21 protein-coding genes and 1 riboswitch are annotated in these 20671 nt (G+C 72.0%); of the genes, 14 read left to right on the top strand and 7 right to left on the bottom strand.

Annotation, left to right across the window (positions count from 1 at the left end; genetic code table 11):
• Positions 1–23: 23 nt before the first annotated feature.
• Positions 24–413, bottom strand: coding sequence for a VOC family protein (locus tag ACRWND_RS14370; RefSeq protein ID WP_431949135.1), 390 nt, complete (start codon positions 411–413; stop codon positions 24–26).
• A 74-nt stretch (positions 414–487) separates the two neighbouring features.
• Here ACRWND_RS14370 and ACRWND_RS14365 point away from each other — a divergent pair, with 74 nt between their 5' ends.
• The 3 genes from ACRWND_RS14365 to ACRWND_RS14355 all read left to right on the top strand — a co-directional run bounded on the left by ACRWND_RS14365 (position 488) and on the right by ACRWND_RS14355 (position 1907).
• A complete protein-coding gene (locus ACRWND_RS14365; RefSeq protein ID WP_431949134.1) occupies positions 488–961 on the top strand; it encodes a hypothetical protein in 474 nt (157 codons plus the stop codon).
• A gap of 78 nt (positions 962–1039) precedes the next feature.
• Positions 1040–1321, top strand: a complete 282-nt coding sequence (locus ACRWND_RS14360; RefSeq protein WP_431949133.1) for a hypothetical protein — start codon at positions 1040–1042, stop codon at positions 1319–1321.
• Between the two features lie 40 nt (positions 1322–1361).
• Positions 1362–1907 (top strand): GNAT family N-acetyltransferase, encoded by a 546-nt coding sequence (locus tag ACRWND_RS14355; protein WP_431949132.1) that lies wholly within the window; start codon positions 1362–1364, stop codon positions 1905–1907.
• A 34-nt stretch (positions 1908–1941) separates the two neighbouring features.
• Here the strand turns inward: ACRWND_RS14355 and ACRWND_RS14350 are convergent, their stop codons facing one another.
• Entirely contained in the window at positions 1942–2637 is a 696-nt protein-coding gene (locus ACRWND_RS14350; protein ID WP_431949131.1) for a glycerophosphodiester phosphodiesterase, read from the bottom strand.
• A 227-nt stretch (positions 2638–2864) separates the two neighbouring features.
• On the opposite strand from ACRWND_RS14350, the gene ACRWND_RS14345 reads away from it, so the two are divergent.
• From ACRWND_RS14345 to ACRWND_RS14335, 3 genes are read left to right on the top strand one after another with little or no spacing between them, the layout of a single operon-like run.
• Positions 2865–4283 carry a DUF6421 family protein gene (locus ACRWND_RS14345; RefSeq protein ID WP_431949130.1) on the top strand — a complete coding sequence of 473 codons (1419 nt, stop codon included), beginning with the start codon at positions 2865–2867 and terminating at the stop codon, positions 4281–4283.
• Between the two features lie 26 nt (positions 4284–4309).
• A complete protein-coding gene (locus ACRWND_RS14340) occupies positions 4310–5074 on the top strand; it encodes an SDR family oxidoreductase (protein WP_431949129.1) in 765 nt (254 codons plus the stop codon).
• The gene (locus ACRWND_RS14335) at positions 5071–6150 is read left to right on the top strand and encodes a threonine aldolase family protein (RefSeq protein ID WP_431949128.1); all 1080 of its coding nucleotides are present in this window, start codon (positions 5071–5073) and stop codon (positions 6148–6150) included. Before ACRWND_RS14340 ends, ACRWND_RS14335 begins: the two co-directional genes overlap by 4 nt.
• A gap of 124 nt (positions 6151–6274) precedes the next feature.
• Here the strand turns inward: ACRWND_RS14335 and ACRWND_RS14330 are convergent, their stop codons facing one another.
• Both ACRWND_RS14330 and ACRWND_RS14325 read right to left on the bottom strand, forming a co-directional pair.
• On the bottom strand, positions 6275–6544 hold the full coding sequence (locus tag ACRWND_RS14330; RefSeq protein ID WP_431949127.1) for a chaplin: 270 nt from the start codon (positions 6542–6544) through the stop codon (positions 6275–6277).
• A 37-nt stretch (positions 6545–6581) separates the two neighbouring features.
• Entirely contained in the window at positions 6582–7754 is a 1173-nt protein-coding gene (locus tag ACRWND_RS14325) for a sialidase family protein (protein WP_431949126.1), read from the bottom strand.
• Positions 7755–8057: 303 nt separating this feature from the next.
• Between ACRWND_RS14325 and ACRWND_RS14320 the strand changes: the two genes are divergently transcribed.
• The 4 genes from ACRWND_RS14320 to ACRWND_RS14305 all read left to right on the top strand — a co-directional run bounded on the left by ACRWND_RS14320 (position 8058) and on the right by ACRWND_RS14305 (position 12157).
• Entirely contained in the window at positions 8058–9449 is a 1392-nt protein-coding gene (locus tag ACRWND_RS14320; RefSeq protein ID WP_431949125.1) for a peptidase C39 family protein, read from the top strand.
• A gap of 648 nt (positions 9450–10097) precedes the next feature.
• A complete protein-coding gene (locus ACRWND_RS14315; RefSeq protein WP_431949124.1) occupies positions 10098–10808 on the top strand; it encodes a molybdopterin-dependent oxidoreductase in 711 nt (236 codons plus the stop codon).
• Positions 10792–11454, top strand: a complete 663-nt coding sequence (locus ACRWND_RS14310; protein ID WP_431949123.1) for a cytochrome b/b6 domain-containing protein — start codon at positions 10792–10794, stop codon at positions 11452–11454. Before ACRWND_RS14315 ends, ACRWND_RS14310 begins: the two co-directional genes overlap by 17 nt.
• Positions 11455–11707: 253 nt before the next feature.
• Positions 11708–12157 (top strand): phospholipase, encoded by a 450-nt coding sequence (locus ACRWND_RS14305; RefSeq protein ID WP_431949122.1) that lies wholly within the window; start codon positions 11708–11710, stop codon positions 12155–12157.
• Between the two features lie 63 nt (positions 12158–12220).
• On the opposite strand, the gene ACRWND_RS14300 is transcribed toward ACRWND_RS14305, so the two are convergent.
• Entirely contained in the window at positions 12221–12718 is a 498-nt protein-coding gene (locus tag ACRWND_RS14300) for a peptidylprolyl isomerase (RefSeq protein WP_431949121.1), read from the bottom strand.
• A gap of 93 nt (positions 12719–12811) precedes the next feature.
• Here ACRWND_RS14300 and ACRWND_RS14295 point away from each other — a divergent pair, with 93 nt between their 5' ends.
• Positions 12812–13438 (top strand): GNAT family N-acetyltransferase, encoded by a 627-nt coding sequence (locus ACRWND_RS14295; RefSeq protein ID WP_431949120.1) that lies wholly within the window; start codon positions 12812–12814, stop codon positions 13436–13438.
• A 63-nt stretch (positions 13439–13501) separates the two neighbouring features.
• Here the strand turns inward: ACRWND_RS14295 and ACRWND_RS14290 are convergent, their stop codons facing one another.
• On the bottom strand, positions 13502–14509 hold the full coding sequence (locus tag ACRWND_RS14290) for an aldo/keto reductase (RefSeq protein WP_431949119.1): 1008 nt from the start codon (positions 14507–14509) through the stop codon (positions 13502–13504).
• A 634-nt stretch (positions 14510–15143) separates the two neighbouring features.
• A riboswitch (cyclic di-AMP (ydaO/yuaA leader) is annotated at positions 15144–15334 on the top strand.
• 2 nt (positions 15335–15336) lie between these two features.
• On the opposite strand from ACRWND_RS14290, the gene ACRWND_RS14285 reads away from it, so the two are divergent.
• The 3 genes from ACRWND_RS14285 (at position 15337) to ACRWND_RS14275 (ending at position 19678) form a co-directional block, all read left to right on the top strand.
• On the top strand, positions 15337–16470 hold the full coding sequence (locus ACRWND_RS14285; RefSeq protein ID WP_431949118.1) for a transglycosylase family protein: 1134 nt from the start codon (positions 15337–15339) through the stop codon (positions 16468–16470).
• Positions 16471–16695: 225 nt separating this feature from the next.
• On the top strand, positions 16696–17511 hold the full coding sequence (locus tag ACRWND_RS14280) for an SAM-dependent methyltransferase (RefSeq protein ID WP_431949117.1): 816 nt from the start codon (positions 16696–16698) through the stop codon (positions 17509–17511).
• A gap of 4 nt (positions 17512–17515) precedes the next feature.
• Positions 17516–19678, top strand: a complete 2163-nt coding sequence (locus tag ACRWND_RS14275) for a putative bifunctional diguanylate cyclase/phosphodiesterase (RefSeq protein WP_431949116.1) — start codon at positions 17516–17518, stop codon at positions 19676–19678.
• A gap of 272 nt (positions 19679–19950) precedes the next feature.
• Here the strand turns inward: ACRWND_RS14275 and ACRWND_RS14270 are convergent, their stop codons facing one another.
• Positions 19951–20232: a hypothetical protein gene (locus ACRWND_RS14270; RefSeq protein WP_431949115.1), complete on the bottom strand. Its 282-nt coding sequence runs from the start codon at positions 20230–20232 to the stop codon at positions 19951–19953.
• Positions 20233–20671: the final 439 nt, after the last annotated feature.

The raw sequence follows: 20671 nt of genomic DNA, 5'->3' as shown, positions 1-20671 counted from the left end.
GAACCGGGCGCAGAGCGCGGAGATCAGGCGCGGTAGCGGAGCGGGTGGTCCGCGGGTACCTCCACGATGACGATCCGGTGTCCGTCGGGATCCTCGATCCACATCTCGATCAGCCCCCAGGGCTCGCGCACGGGCTCCCGCACGACGGGGACCCCGCGCCCCGCGAACCGCCGGTGGCACTCCGCCACGTCCTCGACCTGAAGCCACAGCTGGAGCCGCCCCGGGGCGGGCGGGCCGTCGGCGTGCCCCGAGACCTCCAGGAAGCCCCCGCCCAGGAAGAACACGGTGCCGCGCTCCTCCCACGGCCCGAACTCGCGGTAGACCGCCAGCCCCAGGTCGTCGCGGTAGAAGGCGCGGGACCGCTCGAGATCCGTCGGCCGTAGCAGGATCCGGCTGCTCAGTACGTTCGTCACGGGCCCGAAGCTACCCACGCGCCGCCGGGAAAACCGGCTGACACGAGGACCCCGGCTGCGCGAGGCTGCCCGACATGGACCACGGCCCCGGCGCGATCGCCCCGCTGTTCACGACCTGCACGCGCTGCGGCGCCGAGGCCGGCTACCACGCCGGTGTGCGCGTCATCGACGGCGTCCTGCACTGGAGCGTGGAGAGCGGCTGCGAAGTATGCGGAGCCGGCGAGGTGGGGTGCGGACGCGGCGAGGTCCCCGGTCACGTCAGCGCCGCCCTGATCGCCGCCCACGGCGAGGTGGTGCTGCGCGCCGAGCCGCTGCCCGGCAGCGCGGCCGCGCGTGCCTTCAAGACGGTGCGCGAGGTGTTCGGTGTGCCGCTCGCCGAGGTCCGCGGACGGCTGCGGGCGCTCGCCGCGGAGGGCGAGCGGGGGACGGAACCCGAGACGGCGCTGCTGGCCGCCCGCCTGCGGGTCGGCGGGTTCGCCGTCACGCTGGAGGCCGGAAAGCCGCCCTCGGGCGAGAAGCGCTTCGCCACCTCCCCAGGCCGCAGCTGACCCGCCAACCCGGCCGCCCACGGCCGACCGGTCCTCGCCGCCGCTCCCGCCCGTGTCGGCCGCGGCAGGGGCCGCGAGGTGCCCCTTGTCCCGGGCAGCCTGCCCGAGGAGTCGCGCGAACCGCTCGCCGACTGCCTTGCGGCAGGCCGGGTACTCGTCGCCGCCGCCGGCCCCGCCCCGGATCCGCTGGCCGAGGGACCTTACGCGTATGTCCGCCCCGGGCGGGCCACCGACGGCTTCTGGACGTGGGACCTGGCCTGGGAGCGGTGGGTGCGCCGGCGGGGGTGCGCGCCGCCCGAGGAGTTCGTGCGGCACGTGGAGGCCAGGCGCTTTGTGCCGCCTCCCGGCACGAACGGCTAACCTCGGGACGAACCACCGCCGAAGAGAGGACGCCCCCGCCATGGAGACCGCACAGCCCGTCGCCCGCCCCGTCTTCCGTACCGCCACCCGCGAGGACGTTCCCGCGCTCGTCGCGCTGATCGAGTCGGCGTACCGCGGCGAGTCGAGCCGCACCGGGTGGACGACGGAGGCGGACCTGCTCGAAGGCCAGCGCACCGATCCCGAGGGCGTGGCGGCCGTCATCGAGGGCGAGCGGAGCCTGATCCTCGCGGTCGAGTCGGACGGCGCCGTCGTGGCCTGCTGCCAGCTGGAGAACCGCGACGGGCACGCCTACTTCGGGATGTTCGCCGTGCGTCCGGCCCTCCAGGGCGGCGGCATGGGCAAGCTGGTGCTCGCCGAGGCGGAGCGGCTGGCCCGCGAGGAGTGGGTGGCGGACGAGATGCACATGATGGTGATCACCCAGCGCGCGGACCTGATCGCCTGGTACGTGCGCCGCGGCTACGTGCGGACCGGCCGCACCAGCCCGTTCCCCTACGGCGACGCGCGGTTCGGGCTGCCCACCCGCGACGACCTCGCCTTCGAGCTGCTGGTCAAGAAGCTCGGCTGACCCGGCCCGCGGCGGCCCGCCCGCCCGGGCAGGGTCACCAGTCGACGAGGCCGCTCTCGACCGCGCGCTTGACCGCCGGCAGGTCGGTGACGGCGCCGTCCAGCCCGAGGGCCCGGGCCAGCGCCAGATCGGCCGGGGAGTTCACCGTCCAGGCGATCACCGAGATGCCCGCGCGGTGGCACTCCTGCACCAGCGCCAGGCTGATCCGCCGCAGGCTGAGGCTTACCAGCCCCGCCCCGACCGCCTGGGCCCGGGTGACGATCTCCGAGCCCATCGGGCCCTGGGCGACCAGCACCGTGCGGGCGTCGGGCAGCAGTTCGCGGATCTCGGCCAGGGCCTCGTCGTGGAAGGACAGCACGTCGACGCGCTCGACCAGGTCGCGCTCGCGCATCAGCCCGGCCAGGACGCGGGCCGCCGCGACGTCCTTGATCTCGGCCTGGATCGGCTTCGTGACCGCGTCCAGCACCTCCTCGAACACCGGGATGCGCTCGCCGTGGCCCGCGTCCAGCCCGCGCAGCTCGTCCAGGGTGAGGTCGCCGACCCGTCCGGAGCCGTCCGTGGTGCGGTCGACCTCCTCGTCGTGCATGACGATCAAAGCGCCGTCCTTGCTGAGGTGCAGGTCGAGCTCGATCTGGTCCATGTCCTCGCGCTCGGCGCGCACGAAGGAGCGGAGGGTGTTCTCGGGCTCGACGCCCATGACACCGCGATGGCCGACAGTGAGAAAGCTCAAGGCAGAACGCTTCCGTGCTGGTGCTGCGGGTGGTCGACGGACACCGCGCAGCCTAGCGGCCCCTTGCGGCGCACGGCGGAACGCGCGATGAACGGCGCGGCCCTCCGCAGGAGGATTCCCGGCCGCGGGGCCCGTTCGCGGAAGATTCTCCTCCGCTCCCACTTGAACGAGAGAAGCTGGCGTATATACGGTGGGCCGACAAAAGGTTCTTCAGCGAAGGAGGGGTCATGGCGGAAATTCTGTCGCCGGTAGCGGCCTCGGTGGACACGGCGGTCGGCAGCGCGACCGGCGGATCCCGCGGCGGCATCGTCCAGGACCCGGCGTGGGCGGTCCTCAAGCAGGCGGTGGAGGAGATCCGCCCCTGGCAGAGCAAGGACGGCTCGATCGACTTCTCCGCCCAGGGCGCCCCCGAGCGCGCCGCCGTCGAGAGCGCCCTGGACCGGGTGGTCCGCGCCGTCGAGGACCTCTCCCCGCTCGTCCCGCACGACAAGGCCTACCACGAGGCCTTGGTCGCGGATCTGCGCCGCTGGGCCGAGGGCGGCTTCGCGGTGCCCGACTTCCTCGACTCGCTGCTGGCCTTCCACCCGGCGGCCGACCGCCAGGACGGCCTGGAGCACCTCGTGGTGTTCCCGATGTACACGCAGAACGGCAACCCGGACCGCAATCTGGAGGCCGTCGCGCTGCGTGTCGTCTGGCCGGAGTGGCTGGCCGAGCTCGAGCGCACCCGCTACGACAACCCCCTCTTCGTGCCGATCACCTTCGAGGACTTCACCCCCGGGTACGACACGAACTCGGCGGTGCTCTTCCCCGAGACCGTCGCCGTCCGCGAGGCGCCGGAACGCTTCACCTGGGGAGGCATCTTCTGCGACCGCGAGGCCGCCCGCTTCCGCGCGGTGAGCCGCGCCGCCGTGGACACCCTGGGCGTGGAGCTCCCCGAGGACGCCAGCGAGCTCCTCGGCGACCAGGACCTCAGCCAGCAGACCTTCGTGCTGTGGGACATGATCCACGACCGCACGCACAGTCACGGCGACCTGCCCTTCGACCCGTTCATGATCAAGCAGCGGCAGCCGTTCTGGATGTACGGCCTGGAGGAGCTGCGCTGCGACCTCACAAGCTTCAAGGAGGCCGTGCAACTGGAGGCCGAGGGCCACGGCATGGGCCGCTACGTCCAGTACGCGATCCTCTTCGACCGCCTCTTCCGCTTCCCGGTCACCGGCGACCGCGTCCGCAACTACGACGGACTCGGCGGCCAGCTGCTCTTCGCCTACCTGCACAAGCACGACGCCGTACGCTGGACGGACAACAAGCTCCACATCGACTGGCAGCGCGCCCCGCGGGTGACCAACCAGCTCTGCGCCGAGATCGAGAAGCTGTACCGGGACGGCATCGATCGCCCCAAGCTCGTGCACTGGTTCGCGGCCTACGGTCTCGTCGCGGAGTACCTCTCGCCGCACCCCGGTTCCGTCTGGGCCAAGGGACCGCAGGCCCTCGACCTCGACCTGCCGCCGCGGAAGCTCGTGGACGAGGTGCTGCCGGACGAGTTCCCGCTCAGCATGTTCTACGAGGCGCTGGCCAAGAAGCTCCGTGGTGTGATCGCCTCGACCAAGGGCATCACGGCCCACGGCACCGACCAGGTGGCCGCGTGACCGATCCAGGCGAGGAGGCGGCGGCAATGACGGAAGCCAACGAGGCGGCCAGGGGACCCCTGGCCGGAGCGGTGATCGCGGTGGCGGGGGCCGGCGGCCCGGCGGGGCGCGCGACGCTGCAGCGGCTCGCCCGTGCCGGCGCCTGGGTCATCGCCGCGGACGCCAATCCGGAGCGGCTCGCCGAGGCCGTGGACCTGGCCCGCTTCGATTCCGGCGGCGCCCGGATCACAGGCGACATCGTCGACCTGCTCGACCTGGACGCCACCCGCGAGTGGGCCGGCCGCATCGAGAAGGAGCACGGGCGGATCGACGGCATGGTCCACCTGGTCGGCGGCTGGCGCGGTTCGGCCTCCTTCCCGGAGACGGACCTCGCGGACTGGGACTTCCTGGAGAAGCTGCTGATCCGCACCGTCCAGCACACGTCGCTGGCCTTCCACGACGGCCTGCTCGCCAGCCCCGTCGGGCGCTTTGTGCTGATCAGCGCCGCCGGGGCCACCCAGCCCACCGCGGGCAACGCGGCGTACGCCGCGGCCAAGGCCGCCGCGGAGGCGTGGACGCTGGCGATGGGCGACTCCTTCCGCAAGCTCGCGGGAGAGCAGGGCCCGACCGCCGCGGCCACCGTCCTGGTGATCAAGGCACTGGTGCACGAGCAGATGCGCGAGGAGCGCCCGAACGCCAAGTTCGCGGGCTTCACCGATGTGACCGATCTGGCCGACGCCATCGCCGATGTGTGGAGCCGGCCCGCCGAGGAAGTGAACGGAACCCGCCAGTGGCTGACACCCCGTCCGTGACCGCACACCCGACCGACGCGGTCCGGCGCCACGACCCCCGGGTCCGGGGCTTCGCCAGCGACAACTACGCGGGCGTCCACCCCGAGGTGCTGGCGGCGATCGCCCTTGCCAACGGCGGCCACCAGGTCGCCTACGGCGAGGACGAGTACACCGACCACCTGCAGGAGGTCTTCCGCGGCCACTTCGGCCCGCGGGCCGAGGCCTTCCCGGTCTTCAACGGCACCGGCGCCAACGTCGTGGCCCTGCAGGCGCTGACCGAGCGCTGGGGCGCGGTCGTCTGCGCCGCCTCCGCCCACATCAACGTGGACGAAGGCGGCGCCCCGGAGAGGGTGGGCGGCCTGAAGCTGCTCAGTGTGCCCACCCCCGACGGCAAGCTCACCCCGGAGCTGATCGACCGGGAGGCCTGGGGCTTCGACGACGAGCACCGCGCGCAGCCGCAGGTCGTCTCGATCACGCAGTCCACCGAACTGGGCACCTGCTACACGCCCGAGGAGATCCGCGCGATCTGCGACCACGCCCACGAGCGGGGCCTGGCCGTCCACCTCGACGGCTCGCGGATCGCGAACGCCGCGGCCACCCTCGGGGTGCCGATGCGCGCCTTCACCACCGACGCGGGCGTGGACGTCCTGTCCTTCGGCGGCACCAAGAACGGGCTGCTGCTGGGCGAGTGCGTCGTGGTGCTGAACCCGCAGCGGGTGCGGGCGATGAAGCACATCCGGAAGCTGTCCATGCAGCTCGCCTCCAAAATGCGCTTCGTCTCGGTGCAGTTCGAGGCGCTGCTCGCCGGCGACCTGTGGCTGCGCAGCGCCGCCCACGCCAATGCGATGGCCAGGCGAATGGAGTCGGCCGTCCGCGACGTCGAGGGCGTCACCGTCGTCCGTCCCGTCCAGGCCAACGCGGTTTTCGCGCGACTGCCGCGGGAGGTCGGCGAACGGCTGCAGAAGCGGTACCGCTTCTACTTCTGGGACGAGTCGACCGGCGAGGTCCGCTGGATGTGCTCGTTCGACACGACCGAGGAGGACGTGGACTCCTTCGCGGCCGCGCTGGCCGAGGAGATGGCCGCCCACTCCGCCTGAGCCGGCGGCCGGCGCCGGTGAGGCGACCGCGTGCGGCTGCGCGGCGCACTCGGCCCGAGGGGCGTACGGGAGGTCTCCCGTACGCCCCTCGGCATGTCGGCCTGCGCCCTCATGAGGGCGCGGATCACGCGTTGACGCAGACGTTGCCGATCGCGGGGTTGAGCAGCCCGGGGATGTTGACGGTGTTGCCGCACAGGTTGATCGGCACGCTGACCGGGATCTGGATGACGTTGCCGCTGGCGACACCGGGCGAGCCGACGGCGGCGGCCTGCGCCGAGGCACCGCCGTGGTCGTAGCCGCGACCGTGGTCCGTGGCGCCGGCGGCACCGGCGGCACCCAGTACGGTGGCGCCGGCGACGGCGGTCAGGGCCGCGGCCTTCGCGATGCGCATCATTCGTTCTCCTTTTGGAAGATTGCTCTGTGGACCCTGCTCAACGAAGCGTGGTGCCCCCGGTTGTGGGGAGCCACCCGTTCGGCCCTTGTGTCAACCGCGTGAACACCACCGACTCGTACGGGGAGACGCGTCCGGTCTCGTAGAGCAGCCCGAGCGTGCCGTCGGCGAGTTCGACGAGGTCGGAGTAGGCCGCGGGAAGGTCGCTGACGGGTGGTCCAGGCGTCCATGACGCGCCCTGGTCGTCACTGACCCGCAGGGTCATCAGGCGGCGCCGCGCGGGGTCGGCCGGGCCCGAGTACACCAGGGCCCCGGTGCGGGTGCGCAGGACACTGCCCTGCACCTCGGGGCCCTTCAGGGCGCCCTGCGGCCGGAAGACGCCGTCGATGCTCAGCCCGCCGTCCAGGCTGTAGGCGTCGGCGCGGGTGGGGGCGGAAAGTCCGCGGTCGTCGCGGCTGTTGATGTAGACCCGGCCGTCCGGGAGCTCGGCCATGGTGCTCTCGTTGAGGTTGAGCCAGTCGCCGCGCGGCGTCTGGACGAAGCCGATGTGCCAGTTCCGGCCGCCGTCGTCGCTGTACAGGGCGTGGGCGCCGTGCTCGGTGCCGCCGGCCAGGACGGACGTGTGGTTGGCGGGCACCAGCAGCCGTCCGGCGTGCGGGCCGCCGCTCAGGGCGATGGCATGCCCCGGACCGGTCGCGTACCAGCGCCAACCGGCCGGTTTGACGGTGGAGGTGATGTCGCGGGGCGGGGACCAGGACCGGCCGTCCGATTCGCTGTGCAGTTCGTGGACGAGCCGTTCCTGGCCGGTGTCGCGGCAGATCAGCAGCACGACGCGCCCCGTGCGGGGATCCACCACCGGGGCGGGGTTGCCGAAGGTCTCGGTGCCGGCGTCGGCGATCACCTGGAGGGGTTCCCAGGTGCAGCCGCCGTCGGGGGACCGCCGGAGCACGACGTCGATGTCGCCGTCGTCCGCCGCCGAGTCGCGGCGCCCCTCGGCGAAGGCCAGGAGCGTCGCCTCGCCGACGCGCACGACCGCCGGGATGCGGAAGGTGTGGTAGCCCTCCGTCCCGGACCGGAACGGCACTGACGTCGAGCACGCAGGCGGGGGCGGTGTGACCGCCTCGCCCGCGGACGCCTGCCAGCCGGCGGCACCGGTGACGAGGAGAGCGAGGCCGGCCAGCGTGCGTCCGCCCCTGGCGGCGGCAGGTGCCATCGTGCGATTCCTTCCCGGCTGCGTGGGGTCGTCGGCCGGCCGCGCCAGAGTCCCATTCGCCCGGGGGAGTTCCCGGGTGACACACCGTTCGCCGCGCTTTCGGTAGGTCAATATGAGGAATCGGGTGAAAACGGCGGCGATGTGCTTGACGGTCCGTCGGGTCCGGCCTTTCCCTGTGTCAGAGGTTTCGACTCGTGGACGTGCCCGGAAGTCCTCGGCGGCGCTGGACGAACCACGCGCGTGGACCGACCGTTGTGCGGTGCCGCACCGCTCGTCCACACCCAGGACAGGGGGACAACCGCCATGATCCGACCGACCCCGCGTCGTACGGTGCTGGCCGCGGCCGTCGCGGCAGCCGCGGCGACGACGGCCCCGCGGGCTCTCGCCGCGTCCGGCCCCGGGGGGCGCGACCTGGCGGGTCCCGTGACGGGCGGGCCGGGCGCCCGCTCCGGCGACACGGCCGCCGTGAACTACCGCGCCTGGACCCGGTCGGCCGACTGGCACCAGGGGTGGGACTCCGGCACGGGGGTCGTGCCCGGACCGCGGCCCGGCGTGGTGATCCTGCGCCCCACGGCCCGGGTGGAGTACGCCGATCCGCACACCCGCACCACCGCGGTGTGGGAGACCGCCACCTGGACCTCCCCCGAGCACACCCCGCGGCGCCCGGCGACCGAGATCGTCCCCTCGTGGAACGCCCGCACACCTCCCGGCACCTGGATCCAGGTCGAGTTGCGCGCCGGCTACACCGACGGCAGCCGCTCCCCGTGGTACGCGATGGGCCGCTGGGCCTCGGGCGACGGCGACATCATGCGCACCTCCGTCGACGGCCAGGGGGACGGCAGGAGCAGCGTCCGGACCGACACGCTCGCCGTCGACGACCCCCTCTCGGGCCTGCGGCTCGCCTCGTACCGGCTGCGGCTCACCCTGCTGCGGATCCCCGGCTCGCGGGTCACACCCACCGTCTGGCGGCTCGGCGCCATGGCCTCCGACATCCCCGACCGGTTCATCGTGCCGACGTCAGAACCGGGCGTGGCGCGGGGGATCGAGCTGCCCGTGCCGCGCTACTCGCAGGAGATCCACAAGGGCCAGTACCCGCAGTACGACAACGGCGGCGAGGCCTGGTGCAGCCCGGCGGGCTCCCAGATGGCCATCGAGTACTGGGGCCGCGGTCCGTCCGCCGCCGACCTGGCCTGGGTGGACCCCTCGTACGCCGACCCCCAGGTCGACCACGCCGCCCGTCACACCTACGACAGCCAGTACGAGGGCTGCGGCAACTGGCCGTTCAACGCGGCCTACGCCGCCACTTACCGCGACATGGTCGGCGTCGTCACGCGGCTGCGCGGACTCGACGACGTCGAAGGGCTGATCAGGGCGGGCATCCCGGTGATGACCTCCCAGTCCTTCCTCGCCTCCGAACTGGACGGCGCCGGTTACAGCACCTCCGGGCATCTGATGTGCGTCGTCGGCTTCACCGCCGACGGCGACGTCATCGCCAACGACCCCGCGGGCCGCGACAACTCCGCGGTGCGCCGCGTCTACCGGCGGTCGCAGTTCGAGACCACCTGGCTCAGGACGAAGCGCTACTCCGCCGACGGGCAGCCGCTCAGCGGACCGGGCGGCGTCTGCTACCTGTACTGGCCGCTGCGGGCCTCCGGCCGCCAGGCCCGCGCCCTTCAGCGGATCGGGGTGCTGTAGGCAGGTCGCCGCCGGCGCGTGCGGCGGTCCTGAGGGGCCCGCTCACCGAGGCGGCCGTCCGGATCCCGCCGACAGGTCTCGAGGAAGGCCGGGTCGAGGAACTCGTCGAGCCGGGCGATCGCGACCCCGAGCGGCAGCACCTGCCCGGCTTGTCGACCGTGGACGAGGAGGGGCTGGAACCATCTGCCGGAGCCGCAGGCACGCGTCGTGGGCGGCGCCCGGACGGCCCGAACTCGGCCCCTCGCTCCTCGGCCCGCACGCCGTCGCCGTCGCAGGCGCCCGCCGGCTCGCGGCCGTGGGGTCCGGTTCGGGCCTCGCTGCCCTGCGTATCAGCGCTCACCCGATGTGGCTGACAGCCGCCCGGCGCGGCCGCGTCGATCCCTCCGGCGCCGCCGTTCCGGACGTCGCCGCAGCCGCCGCGGGGCTGGACCGCCGGCCGCACGGCGTGCGCGCGAAGCCCCGCAGCGGCCTGACCAACCCCTCCGCGCCGCCCGCGCCCGGTCCGAGGCCACCGACCCGGCGGGCCGCCCCTGGGCGGGCCGTGCCCCCCGCCCAGGGGCGGCTCCTCCGTCACGGAGGCCTTACGCCCTGCTTACGGCGCCGTCCCGGCCCGCCGCGAACGCTGTGCGGGGGATTACCGTGAAACGCATGAACGACAAGGGCACGCCGGTCGGCCGGCGCATGGTGCTCGGGATACTCGGGCTGGGCGCCCTCGGGGTGGCGCTGGGCAGCCGCGCCCAGGACGGCCTGGACTCGGCGCTCTCGCAGGTGGCGGGGAAGGACCCGACAGGGCTGAGCGGACTGCTCCCCGGGGGCGGCGGCTTCCGCATCTACAACGTGGCGGACTCCGTCCCCCACCGGGACGCGGCGGACTACCGCCTCAGCGTCTCCGGCCTCGTCGACCGGAAGGCCACGCACACCCTCGACGACCTCCGGGCGATGCCGCAGACCCGGCTGGTGCGCGACGTGCAGTGCGTGACCGGGTGGCGCGTGCCCGGCACGCCCTTCGAGGGAGTGCGGCTGTCCCACCTCCTCGATCTCGCGGGTGTGCAGGACGGCGCCGGGGCCGTTCGCTTCACGTGCTTCGACGGCGTCTACAGCGAGAGCCTCACACTGGACCAGGCCCGCCGCGACGATGTGCTGGTCGCCCTGAAGATGCAGGACAAGCCCGTCACCACCGCCCACGGCGGCCCTGTGCGCCTCTATGTGGCGCCGATGTACTTCTACAAGTCCGCCAAGTGGCTCTCGGGCATCGAGGTCACCCGGGACGTGCGACCGGGCTACTGGGAGCACTATGGCTACGACGTCGACGCCTGGGTCGGCCGTTCGAACGGACGCCACGATGACCCCACGTCCTGAGACCGTGCGCCGGTTCACCCGCGCCGAGCGCTGGGTGCACCGCACGACGGCGGCCCTGATGCTCGTCTGCCTCGGCACGGCGGCGGCCCTCTACCTGCCGCCGCTCGCGGAACTCGTGGGCCGCAGGCGACTGGTCGTCACCGTCCACGAGTGGTCCGGCATCGTCCTGCCGCTGCCTCTCCTGCTGGGCCTCGCCTCCCGTGCCCTGCGGAGCGACCTGCGGTTGCTCAACCGGTTCGCCCCGTACGACCAAAGCTGGCTGCGCGACGCCTTGCGCCGCGTGCCCCACGGCCGGCGCACGGCGGGCAAGTTCAACGCGGGTCAGAAGCTGTACGCGTCCTTCGCCGCGGGCGCGGTGCTTGTCATGCTCGGCACGGGGCTGCTGATGATGTTCCCGCATCTGAGCGGTGACGTGTGGCGTACCGGCGCGACCTTCGTCCACGACTGGCTGGCCCTGGCGGTGGCGGCCGTGGTGGCGGGCCACCTGTGGATGGCCGCCAAGGACCCCGAGGCGCGACTGGGGATGCGTACGGGGTTCGTCACACCGCAGTGGGCACGCCGCCACCACCCGCGGTGGGACCACGACCACTCCCACCCGGCCGAACGGGCCGAACAGGCCGAGCCGGGGCCGTCTGACGCCCCGTAGGCCGTACGCGCCGACCACGGGGGCGGCGGGGCGCTGAAGCAGACACGCATGACAGCCTCTTGACGTGCCGTCGACGATCCATGTCAGCGGCACGTCGGCATGTTCATGTAATTTTTGCCGTCCGGCATCTACTCGCATAGACGCTCGCGGCCCCATCCTGGCTTCGTTCAACGGCACCACCCGTTCGGTTCCGCATCCGGTTGCACTTTCCTGCCCGCGCGTCCCGACGCGCCCGTCAGTGACTGGAGAACCCATGCGCCGCATCACGACCGGCTTCGCCGCCACCGCCGCCGCCGCCGTCGCCACCGTCGTGTTCACCGTCCCCGCCCAAGCCGCTCCCGCCGACAAGGCCCAGGTACTCTCCAGCTGGACCCAGACCAGCGCCTCCAGCTACAACGCCTGGTCGTCCGCCCGCGCCAACCAGGGCGCCTGGGCTGCCTACGGCTTCGACTGGTCCACCGACTACTGCAGCAGCTCCCCGGACAACCCCTTCGGCTTCCCGTTCCAGAACTCCTGTGCCCGCCATGACTTCGGCTACCGCAACTACAAGGCGATGGGTGCCTTCTCGGCCAACAAGAGCCGGCTCGACAGCGCCTTCTACGAGGACCTGAAGCGTGTGTGCGCCAATTACAGCGGCGCCACCAACACCGCCTGCAACAGCACCGCCTGGACGTACTACCAGGCGGTCAAAGCCTTCGGCTGATCTCTGGAACACGGCGGCCCGGCACCGGGAGCTCCGGTGCCGGGCCGCTTCCGCGGTGCCGGGTCAGCCGACCGTGCCGGACTTGGCGATCTCGACGCGGGCGCTGGTGGCGCCGGTGCGCGAGCCGAGCGACTCGATCTTCTTGACGACGTCCATGCCCTCGACGACCTCGCCGAAGACCACGTGCTTGCCGTCGAGCCAGTCGGTGACGATCGTGGTGATGAAGAACTGCGAGCCGTTGGTGTTCGGGCCCGCGTTGGCCATGGAGAGCTGGCCAGGCTTGGTGTGCTTGAGCTGGAAGTTCTCGTCGGCGAACTTCTCGCCGTAGATGCTCTTGCCACCGGTGCCGTTGCCGGCGGTGAAGTCGCCTCCCTGGAGCATGAAGTCGGGGATCACGCGGTGGAAGTGCGAGCCCTCGTAACCGAAGCCGTGCTCGCCGGTGGCGAGCTCACGGAAGTTCCGCGCGGTCTTGGGGACCACGTCGTCAAACAGGGTGAACACGATCCGCCCGGCGGGTTCGCCGTCGATCGTGATGTCGAAGAACACGTCGTTGCTGTTCATGCCCCCATTTTCGCATCCGGCGCCCCGGAGTCCCGACGCGGCCCGCGGAAACGGGTTTGACCGGGGCCCGGACGGCACAGCAGCATCCGGTGCATGCCCGAACCCGTGATCCTGGACGGCAGGCACGTCCGCCTGGAGCCGCTGCGCGCCTCCCATACGGACGGCCTGCTGCGCGCCGCCACCGAGTCCCGCGACACCTACGCCTACACCCAGGTGCCGGACGATCACGAGGCGATGGCGCGCTATGTGGAGCAGGCTCTCCAGGAGCAGGCGTCCGGAACCGCGCTTCCCTTCGCCGTGCGGGATGTACGGCGCGACATGCTGGTCGGCTCCACCCGCTTCCTCGACCTCGGCTACTGGACGTCCGACTCCGCCTCCGCGGGCCGCTCCGCGCCCTGCGGCGGCGCGGCGCCGACCGTCGCCGAGATCGGCAGCACGTGGCTCGCCGCCTCCGTCCAGCGCACCCCCTGCAACACCGAGGCGAAGCTGCTGCTCTCCCACGCCTTCGACGTCTGGGGTGTGCTCCGCGTCACCTTGAAGACCGACGCGCGCAACACGCGCTCCCGCACCGCGATCGAGCGGATCGGCGCCCGCTTCGAGGGAATCCGCCGCGCCCATACCCGCGCAGTCGACGGGACCGTCCGCGACAGCGCGTACTACTCGGTCCTCGCCGAGGAGTGGCCCGGCGTCCGCGCCGCGCTCAAGGCCCGCCTTCGCTGAACACGCACCGACGCGTACGGGCCGGCCCCAGCGGGGACCGGCCCGTGCTCGCGGAGAGGCCGACTACGGGATGCGCACACCGGCCTCCGCCGAGAGGCGGTCGACCTCGGCCAGCTCGTCCGCGGTGAGCGGGCCCGCTTCGAGGGCGGCGAGGTTCTGGTCGAGCTGGGTGACGCTGCTCGCGCCGATGAGCACGGAGACGACCCGGGGGTCGCGCAGCACCCAGGTCAGGGCCATCTGCGCCAGGGTCTGGCCGCGCTCCCCGGCGAGCTTGTTGAGCGCGTGCAGGAAGGCGAGCTTGCGTTCGGTCAGGGTGTCGCGCTTGAGGAAGTGTCCGAGCGCCATCCGGGAGTCGGCGGGGACGCCGTCGAGGTAGCGGTCGGTGAGCTGGCCCTGGGCGAGCGGCGAGTAGGCGATGAGGGCGGTGCCGGTGTCGCCGACGGCGTCCAGGACGCCGTCCTCCGGGTCGCGCTGGAGGATGCTGTAGGCGGCCTGGTGGATCAGCAGCGGTGTGCCCAGCTCGCGCAGGATCTCCGTCGCGCGGCGGTGTGCCTCGGCCGGGTAGTTGGAGATGCCGGCGTAGAGGGCCTTGCCCTGCCGTACCGCGGAGTCCAGGGCGCCCATGGTCTCCTCCAGGGGCGTGTCCGGGTCGAAGCGGTGCGAGTAGAAGACGTCCACGTAGTCCAGACCCATGCGGCCCAGGGACTGGTCGAGCGACGACAGAAGGTACTTGCGGCTGCCCCATTCGCCGTACGGACCGGGCCACATGTCGTAACCCGCCTTGGTGGCGATGAAGAGCTCGTCGCGGTACGGGCGGAAGTCCTGGGCGAAGAGCGTGCCGAAGTTCGCCTCGGCCGAGCCGGCGGGCGGGCCGTAGTTGTTGGCCAGGTCGATGTGGACGACCCCGCGGTCGATGGCGCGGCGCAGCACGGCGCGCTGGTTCTCCAGCGGAGACGTGTCGCCGAAGTTGTGCCACAGACCCAGGGACACGACGGGCAGCAGGACCCCGCTGCGCCCGGTCCTGCGGTATTCCATCGAGGCGTAGCGGTCGTCAGCGGCGAGGTAGGGCACGCGAGGGCTCCCAGGCGATGTGAGAAATTGTGCGGGATTGGGAGGCTACGCCGCTCAATCGGTGCTGTCACGTCCGGTTTCGGGGCTTCGAGCGCTGCCGGCCCGCCCTTCTCGCCTCCCTGCGGGGGTGGTTGTGGCGCAGGCCACATCGTGCACCGTTCCGGCGGCGAGCGCGGCGGGAATCGCCGGGCGTCCTCGACGGTTGGCCCCCGAGGGGCGTTGCTCCGGGCGAGCCCTCAGGCGCGGGCGCTCGGGGGCGGGTTGGGCCGCGACGCATCCTCCTTATCGGGCATTGATGCCCTTAATTGGACATATGCGCCTACGGGGCGCCCGGGGAGTGCCGCGGCGTGATGGGTGTCACGCGCCGGACACGCTGCGCAGGCGGCAGGCGACGGGCCGTCCCGGGTGGTCGATCGTTTTCACCCCGCGATATCAGCCGATTACTGTGGGCCAGTCCGTCACCTACGGAGAGCGGACGCTTATCACGTAACGTCACAGAAGCAATTGATCGACTTGCGGTGTGCCGTGAGGCGTGATTCAGCTCCTTGCTCCGGAACTATTCCGTCGTTTAGCTTCCAGACCTCGCAGGACAAATGCCTGCGAGATTCTTCCGGGTGGAACGCCTAGTCCTGCCGCTGCCCGGACGCCGGATGACAAGACCGCACGGCAGGAGCGGGGGACCCAGGTAGTTGCCGTTCCCGTTGGTCTCGGGACGGCTAGGGGTGAAGTCGCAGCGACATGCCTTTATTTGGCGTGCCCATATGCGGCCGGGCATCTCCAGTCCGAACCCGACAGCTTACCTCGCAGGCGTCGGAGAGGAATTCGGCATGCCCGGTAAGGGAAAGCACCGTCGCCCGCGGAACACCCGCATCACCCGAATCAGCGCACTGGCCGGCACCACCGGAGCGGCCGTGGCGCTCCCCATCGTCGGGGCCACCGGCGCCCACGCCGCTCCTGTCGGCGTCTGGGACAAGGTCGCGGCCTGCGAGAGCACCAACAACTGGTCCATCAACACCGGCAACGGCTTCTACGGCGGCCTGCAGTTCACCCAGAGCACCTGGGCCGGCTTCGGCGGCACGAAGTACGCCCCGCGCGCCGACCTCGCGACCAAGGCGCAGCAGATCGCCGTCGCCGAGAAGGTTCTCGCGACCCAGGGCCCGCAGGCCTGGCCCGTGTGCGGCCCCAAGGCCGGTCTGACCAAGGCGATGGCCAACCCGTCGGCCACCCCGCAGAGCGTCGCGGGAGCCGCCGCCAAGCCGGTCGTCAAGGCCGTCAAGTCCGCCCCCGCGAAGAGGGCCGAGGCGCCCAAGAGCGCCGGCGGCTCCTACCGCGTCGTCGGCGGTGACACCCTCTCCAAGATCGCGAAGTCCCAGTCGGTCGAGGGCGGCTGGCAGGAGCTGTACGCGGACAACAAGCCGGTCATCGGCGGCAACCCGAACCTGATCTACCCGGGCCAGGTCCTGTCCCTGGGGGAGAAGGCCACCGCCAAGACCGCGGCGGCGACCGCCAAGGCCGCGAAGGCCGCCCCGGCCGCGGCCCCTGCCGCCAGCGCCTCCGGCTACACCGCCCCCCTCGACCGTGTCACCCTGGGCACCCCTTACCACCGGGCCGGCGCCATGTGGTCCAAGGGCTACCACACCGGCGTCGACTTCATCGCCTCGACCGGCACCAAGGTGAAGTCGATCGCCGCCGGCACCGTGGTCTCCGCGGGCTGGGGCGGTTCGTACGGCAACCAGGTCGTCGTCAGGCACGCCGACGGCCGGTACTCGCAGTACGCCCACCTGTCCGCGCTGTCGGTCTCGGCCGGCCAGCGGGTCTACGCCGGTCAGCAGCTGGGCCTGTCGGGCGCCACCGGCAACGTGACCGGTCCGCACCTGCACTTCGAGATCCGCACCACGCCCGACTTCGGCTCCGACATCGACCCGGTGGCGTACCTGCGCGCCCACGGCGTCACGATCTGACCGGTCCACCGACCGAAACGGTCGACTGACCGGTCGTCATCCGGCGGTATCCGTGCCCTGTTCCCCGTCTCCTGGGGAGCAGGGCACATGCCTTTGGTCTGTGACCGAAAATGGACCGAATATTTTCACCTCTTGTTTCCTCTTGAACGGCTGATCAGTAGCCTCTGTCGCACCTGGCCGTGGATACGGCCGGGCTCCCCGAGTCGCCGAGGAGCTGGAACAGTGATGGAGCGTCCCGCCTGGGCCCCCCAGGGCATCGATCTTTCCGTGCCCAGCGTGTCCCGCATCTACGACTACTATCTGGGCGGCTCCCACAACTTCGAGGTCGACCGGGAGGCCGGGCGGCGAGCCATCGCGGCCTTCCCGGGGCTGCCGAAGATCATGCAGGCCAACCGGGCGTTCATGCGCAGGGCCGTGCGCTTCGCCGTCGACGAGGGCATCACCCAGTTCCTCGACATCGGCTCCGGCATCCCCACCTTCGGCAACGTCCACGAGGTCGCCCAGGCCGCGAGTCCCGGCGCTCATGTCGTCTACGTCGACCACGACCCGGTCGCCGTCGCCCACAGCCGCGCCGTGCTGGAGCGCAGCGAGAACACCGCCGTCGTCGCCGCCGACCTGCGCTCCCCTCACGACATCCTGGACAGCGCGGAAGTGCGCGGGCTCATCGACCTCGACCGGCCGGTCGCCCTGCTGCTCGTCGCGGTCCTGCACTTCCTCGAGGACGCCGACGAACCGGCCAAGGCCGTGGCCGGACTCCGCGACGCCCTCGCCCCCGGCAGCCTGCTGGTCGTCAGCCACGCCTCGGTCGAGGGCGGTCCGCGCAGACCGGAGGAGGGGGAGCAGGTCGAGGACGTCTACCGCAGCGCGAGCTCGCCGCTGATCATGCGGTCGGGGGCCGAGGTCGAGCGCTTCTTCGACGGCTTCGGCCTCGTCGAGCCAGGCCTCGTCTCGCCGCCGCTGTGGCGCCCCGACGGAACGGACGACGACGAGCCCGATCCGGTCGTCTTCAGCGGGTACGCGGGCGTCGGCCGCAAGGCGTGACCACGTGGCCCTCACCGTGACCGGAGAACCCGGCCCGGAGCCGCAGCCCGCGGACAGCCTGCGGCGCTTCGCGATCATCTGGAGCCGGGCGATCTACCCGGTCACCACCACCTCCATGACGCGTGGCGAGTTCGCGGAGTATCTGATGCCGCTCGCCGCCCGTCTCAACACCACGCTGCGCGCGCAGCCCTTCGACCCGCGCCCCGCCGCGGAGGTCGGTGCCGCGCTCGTGGCCGCGCACTGCACCGATCCCGAGGCGCTGCCCCGCATCCTCGATGTCGTCGACGCCTATCTGCTGCTGTACTGCCCGCCCGGCCCCGCCCTCGCCCCCGAGGAGAGCCGCACACGCTGCAACCGCCTGCTGCACTGGGTGGCCGCCGGCTACGCCCGCGCCCTGCAGGAACGCACACGGACCGAGCAGGAGGCGCTGTCCCGGGCGGCGCTCGCCGCCCGGAGCGCCGTCGAACAGGCGCTGCACGAGAGCGAGGTGCGCTTCCGCGCGGTCTTCCAGGGCGCCTCCATAGGCATCGGCATCGCCGACATGGACGGCCGCGTCCTGGACGTCAACGACGCCCTCACCACCATGTTCGGCGGGCTGGAACGGCACATCCGCACCAAGAACATCTACGACTGGGTGCATCCGGACGACGCCCCCGAGTTCTGGGAGCTGCAGCGCCAGCTCAACCGGGGCGAGCGTGACCACTACCGGATCGAGAAGGCCTACTACCTGCCCGACGGCAGCCCGCTGTGGACCAACCTGACGGTCTCCCTGCTGCGCGACGCCGACGGCACCCCGCAGTACATGCTCGCCCTGATGGAGGACATCACCGAGGAGCGTCTGCTCAGCGAGCGGCTGCGCTACGAGGCCACCCACGACGCGCTCACCGGACTGGCCAACCGCAACCTCTTCTTCGAGCGCCTGGAGCAGACGCTGGGTGGTCCCGACGGCGTCGGCGTCGGCGTCTGCTACCTCGACCTCGACGGCTTCAAGGACGTCAACGACAGCCTCGGCCACGCGGTCGGCGACCGGCTCCTGGTCGCCGTCGCCGAACGCCTCCAGGCCTGTGTCACCTCGCCCGACCAGCTCGTGGCCCGCATCGGGGGCGACGAGTTCGCCGCCCTGGTGGTCAACCCCGCGAGCCGCGCGGACATCACCGGCTTCGCCGACCTGATCCTGACGGCACTCGCCGACCCGATCCGGGTGGACGGCCGCGACCTGTCCGTACGGTGCAGCATCGGCATCGTCGAGGGCAAGGCCGGCTCCCTGGGCCCCGCCGAGGTGCTGCGCAGCGCCGACATCACCATGTACCGGGCCAAGGCCGCGGGCGGCAACCGCTTCGAACTGGCCGACCCCGACTCCGACGCGCGCGCCATCACCCGGCACGGGCTGACCAACCGGCTGCCCACGGCGCTGGAGCGCGGCGAGTTCTTCATCGAGTACCAGCCGCTGGTACGGCTCGGCGACGGCAGCGTCCGCGGCGCCGAGGCGCTGGTGCGCTGGTGCCACCCCGTACACGGCGTGCTCGGGCCCGACCAGTTCATCCCGCTGGCCGAGAGCACCGGGCTGATCGTGCCGCTCGGGCACTGGGTGCTGCAGCAGGCCGCCTGGCAGGCCCGGGACTGGCAGTTCCCGCGCAGCGACGGCCATCCGCTGCGGATCAACGTCAACCTCTCCCCGGCCCAGCTCGGCCACCCCGGCCTGGTGCCGGAGACCCTCGCGGTGATCAGGGAGGCCGGGCTGGAGCCGACGGCGCTGTGCCTGGAGGTCACCGAGAGCGCTTTCATCGGCGCCGACGAGGCGTTGATGCGCCCGCTGCGGGAGTTCGCCGACCTCGGCATGGCCATCGCCCTGGACGACTTCGGCACCGGCTACTCCAACCTGGCCTCGCTGCGCCGGCTGCCCATCACCACGCTCAAGCTCGACCGCTCCTTCACCCGCGGCATGCAGCAGCGGCCGGCCGACCCGGTGGACGTGAAGATCGTCGAGATCGTCGTCGACCTGGCGCACACCCTGGGGCTGTCGGTGACGGTGGAGGGCGTGGAGACCGGCGCCCAGGCCGAGCACCTGCGGGCGCTGGGCTGCGACACCGCGCAGGGCTGGTACTACGCGCGGCCCGGCCCGCCCGAGCGCCTGCACTCGCTCTCGCTGGTCGACGCCACGGTGTAGCACGCATCACGGTGTGGGCGAGCGGCTGTTCGGGGTGAGCCGGGTTGGCCCCGCGGCTCGCACGGTGGGCCTGGTGACCGCTCGGGCGCCGTCGGCGCCGGTGATCCTGAGCCAGGTCAGCCGACGGAGGTGGAGGACGGCCGCGCGGGTGGCCGGAGACCGCCCGCGCCGCTGCCGCGGCAGCGGCGTCCGCGGTCGCCGTCCCCGATGAGCCGGGCGCCGGCGCGCCCGGCCGGTGGCGGCTGCGACGGGTGAGCCGGTCGTCGCACGCCTCAGCGCAGGGTCGTGCCCCGGGACTTCCCCTCCACCTGGTCGACGAGGCTCTTGGCAGGACCGAAGTGCCAGTCGGCGGGGCTGCCGGGGGCCTTCTCGATCTTCAGCATGACCGACCGGGAAGGGGAGAGCCTGAGGACGTACCCGGCCCGGAACCTCCCGTCCGCCTGCCGGTCCCAGACAAGCTCACTGTTCTCCTTCGCCCACGCCACCACGCCCTTGACCACCGCAGCCACGTCCTGGGGGGCCTTCTGGTGCTTCTTCTCGTCCTCGCCCATCATCTCTTCCCCTCCGCGTCAGGGCACTCGGCCCCCTGTCAGGCCGCATGGACCCGCCGGGCGTGCCGCCCGCCGTCCTGCCGACCGTGTGCGGCCCCCGGCCGCACGGGTCCGTCCACGGATGTGACACGCCGAGCGTCCCGGCAGCACCGGGCTTGACGCCCTCTCACTTCGCCATCATCACATCCGGGTACGACAGGGCGGCCCGCCCTGTCGTAAACACCGACGGGTCACCGGCCCCGGGAAGGCGCCCTGAGGAAGCGCAGCAGCGCGGCAGCGCGCCGCACGCCGTGCGGATCGGTCTCGCCTCGCCGTCTGCGCAGGTCCTTGGCGACGTGCTGGACGTCCTGGCACGGATCGCCCGGGGCGGTCCCGAGGCCGATGGGGCTGACTGACGTAAAGGCGGCGAATCCTAGCGAGCCATCGGCACATGCCACTGGGA

This window comes from Actinacidiphila sp. bgisy167, assembly GCF_965342175.1.
GTDB lineage: Bacteria > Actinomycetota > Actinomycetes > Streptomycetales > Streptomycetaceae > Actinacidiphila.
Note: the sequence above shows the minus strand (reverse complement) of the source record. Positions and strands in the feature narration are given on the sequence as shown.

Excerpts from the sequence above, each read along its gene's own strand:
- ACRWND_RS14365 (WP_431949134.1), top strand. The coding sequence starts at position 488 with ATGGACCACGGCCCCGGCGCGATCGCCCCGCTGTTCACGACCTGCACG.
- ACRWND_RS14355 (WP_431949132.1), top strand. The coding sequence starts at position 1,362 with ATGGAGACCGCACAGCCCGTCGCCCGCCCCGTCTTCCGTACCGCCACC.
- ACRWND_RS14345 (WP_431949130.1), top strand. The coding sequence starts at position 2,865 with ATGGCGGAAATTCTGTCGCCGGTAGCGGCCTCGGTGGACACGGCGGTC.
- ACRWND_RS14340 (WP_431949129.1), top strand. The coding sequence starts at position 4,310 with ATGACGGAAGCCAACGAGGCGGCCAGGGGACCCCTGGCCGGAGCGGTG.
- ACRWND_RS14330 (WP_431949127.1), bottom strand. The coding sequence starts at position 6,544 with ATGATGCGCATCGCGAAGGCCGCGGCCCTGACCGCCGTCGCCGGCGCC.
- ACRWND_RS14325 (WP_431949126.1), bottom strand. The coding sequence starts at position 7,754 with ATGGCACCTGCCGCCGCCAGGGGCGGACGCACGCTGGCCGGCCTCGCT.
- ACRWND_RS14320 (WP_431949125.1), top strand. The coding sequence starts at position 8,058 with ATGATCCGACCGACCCCGCGTCGTACGGTGCTGGCCGCGGCCGTCGCG.
- ACRWND_RS14315 (WP_431949124.1), top strand. The coding sequence starts at position 10,098 with ATGAACGACAAGGGCACGCCGGTCGGCCGGCGCATGGTGCTCGGGATA.
- ACRWND_RS14310 (WP_431949123.1), top strand. The coding sequence starts at position 10,792 with ATGACCCCACGTCCTGAGACCGTGCGCCGGTTCACCCGCGCCGAGCGC.
- ACRWND_RS14305 (WP_431949122.1), top strand. The coding sequence starts at position 11,708 with ATGCGCCGCATCACGACCGGCTTCGCCGCCACCGCCGCCGCCGCCGTC.
- ACRWND_RS14300 (WP_431949121.1), bottom strand. The coding sequence starts at position 12,718 with ATGAACAGCAACGACGTGTTCTTCGACATCACGATCGACGGCGAACCC.
- ACRWND_RS14295 (WP_431949120.1), top strand. The coding sequence starts at position 12,812 with ATGCCCGAACCCGTGATCCTGGACGGCAGGCACGTCCGCCTGGAGCCG.
- ACRWND_RS14285 (WP_431949118.1), top strand. The coding sequence starts at position 15,337 with ATGCCCGGTAAGGGAAAGCACCGTCGCCCGCGGAACACCCGCATCACC.
- ACRWND_RS14280 (WP_431949117.1), top strand. The coding sequence starts at position 16,696 with ATGGAGCGTCCCGCCTGGGCCCCCCAGGGCATCGATCTTTCCGTGCCC.
- ACRWND_RS14270 (WP_431949115.1), bottom strand. The coding sequence starts at position 20,232 with ATGATGGGCGAGGACGAGAAGAAGCACCAGAAGGCCCCCCAGGACGTG.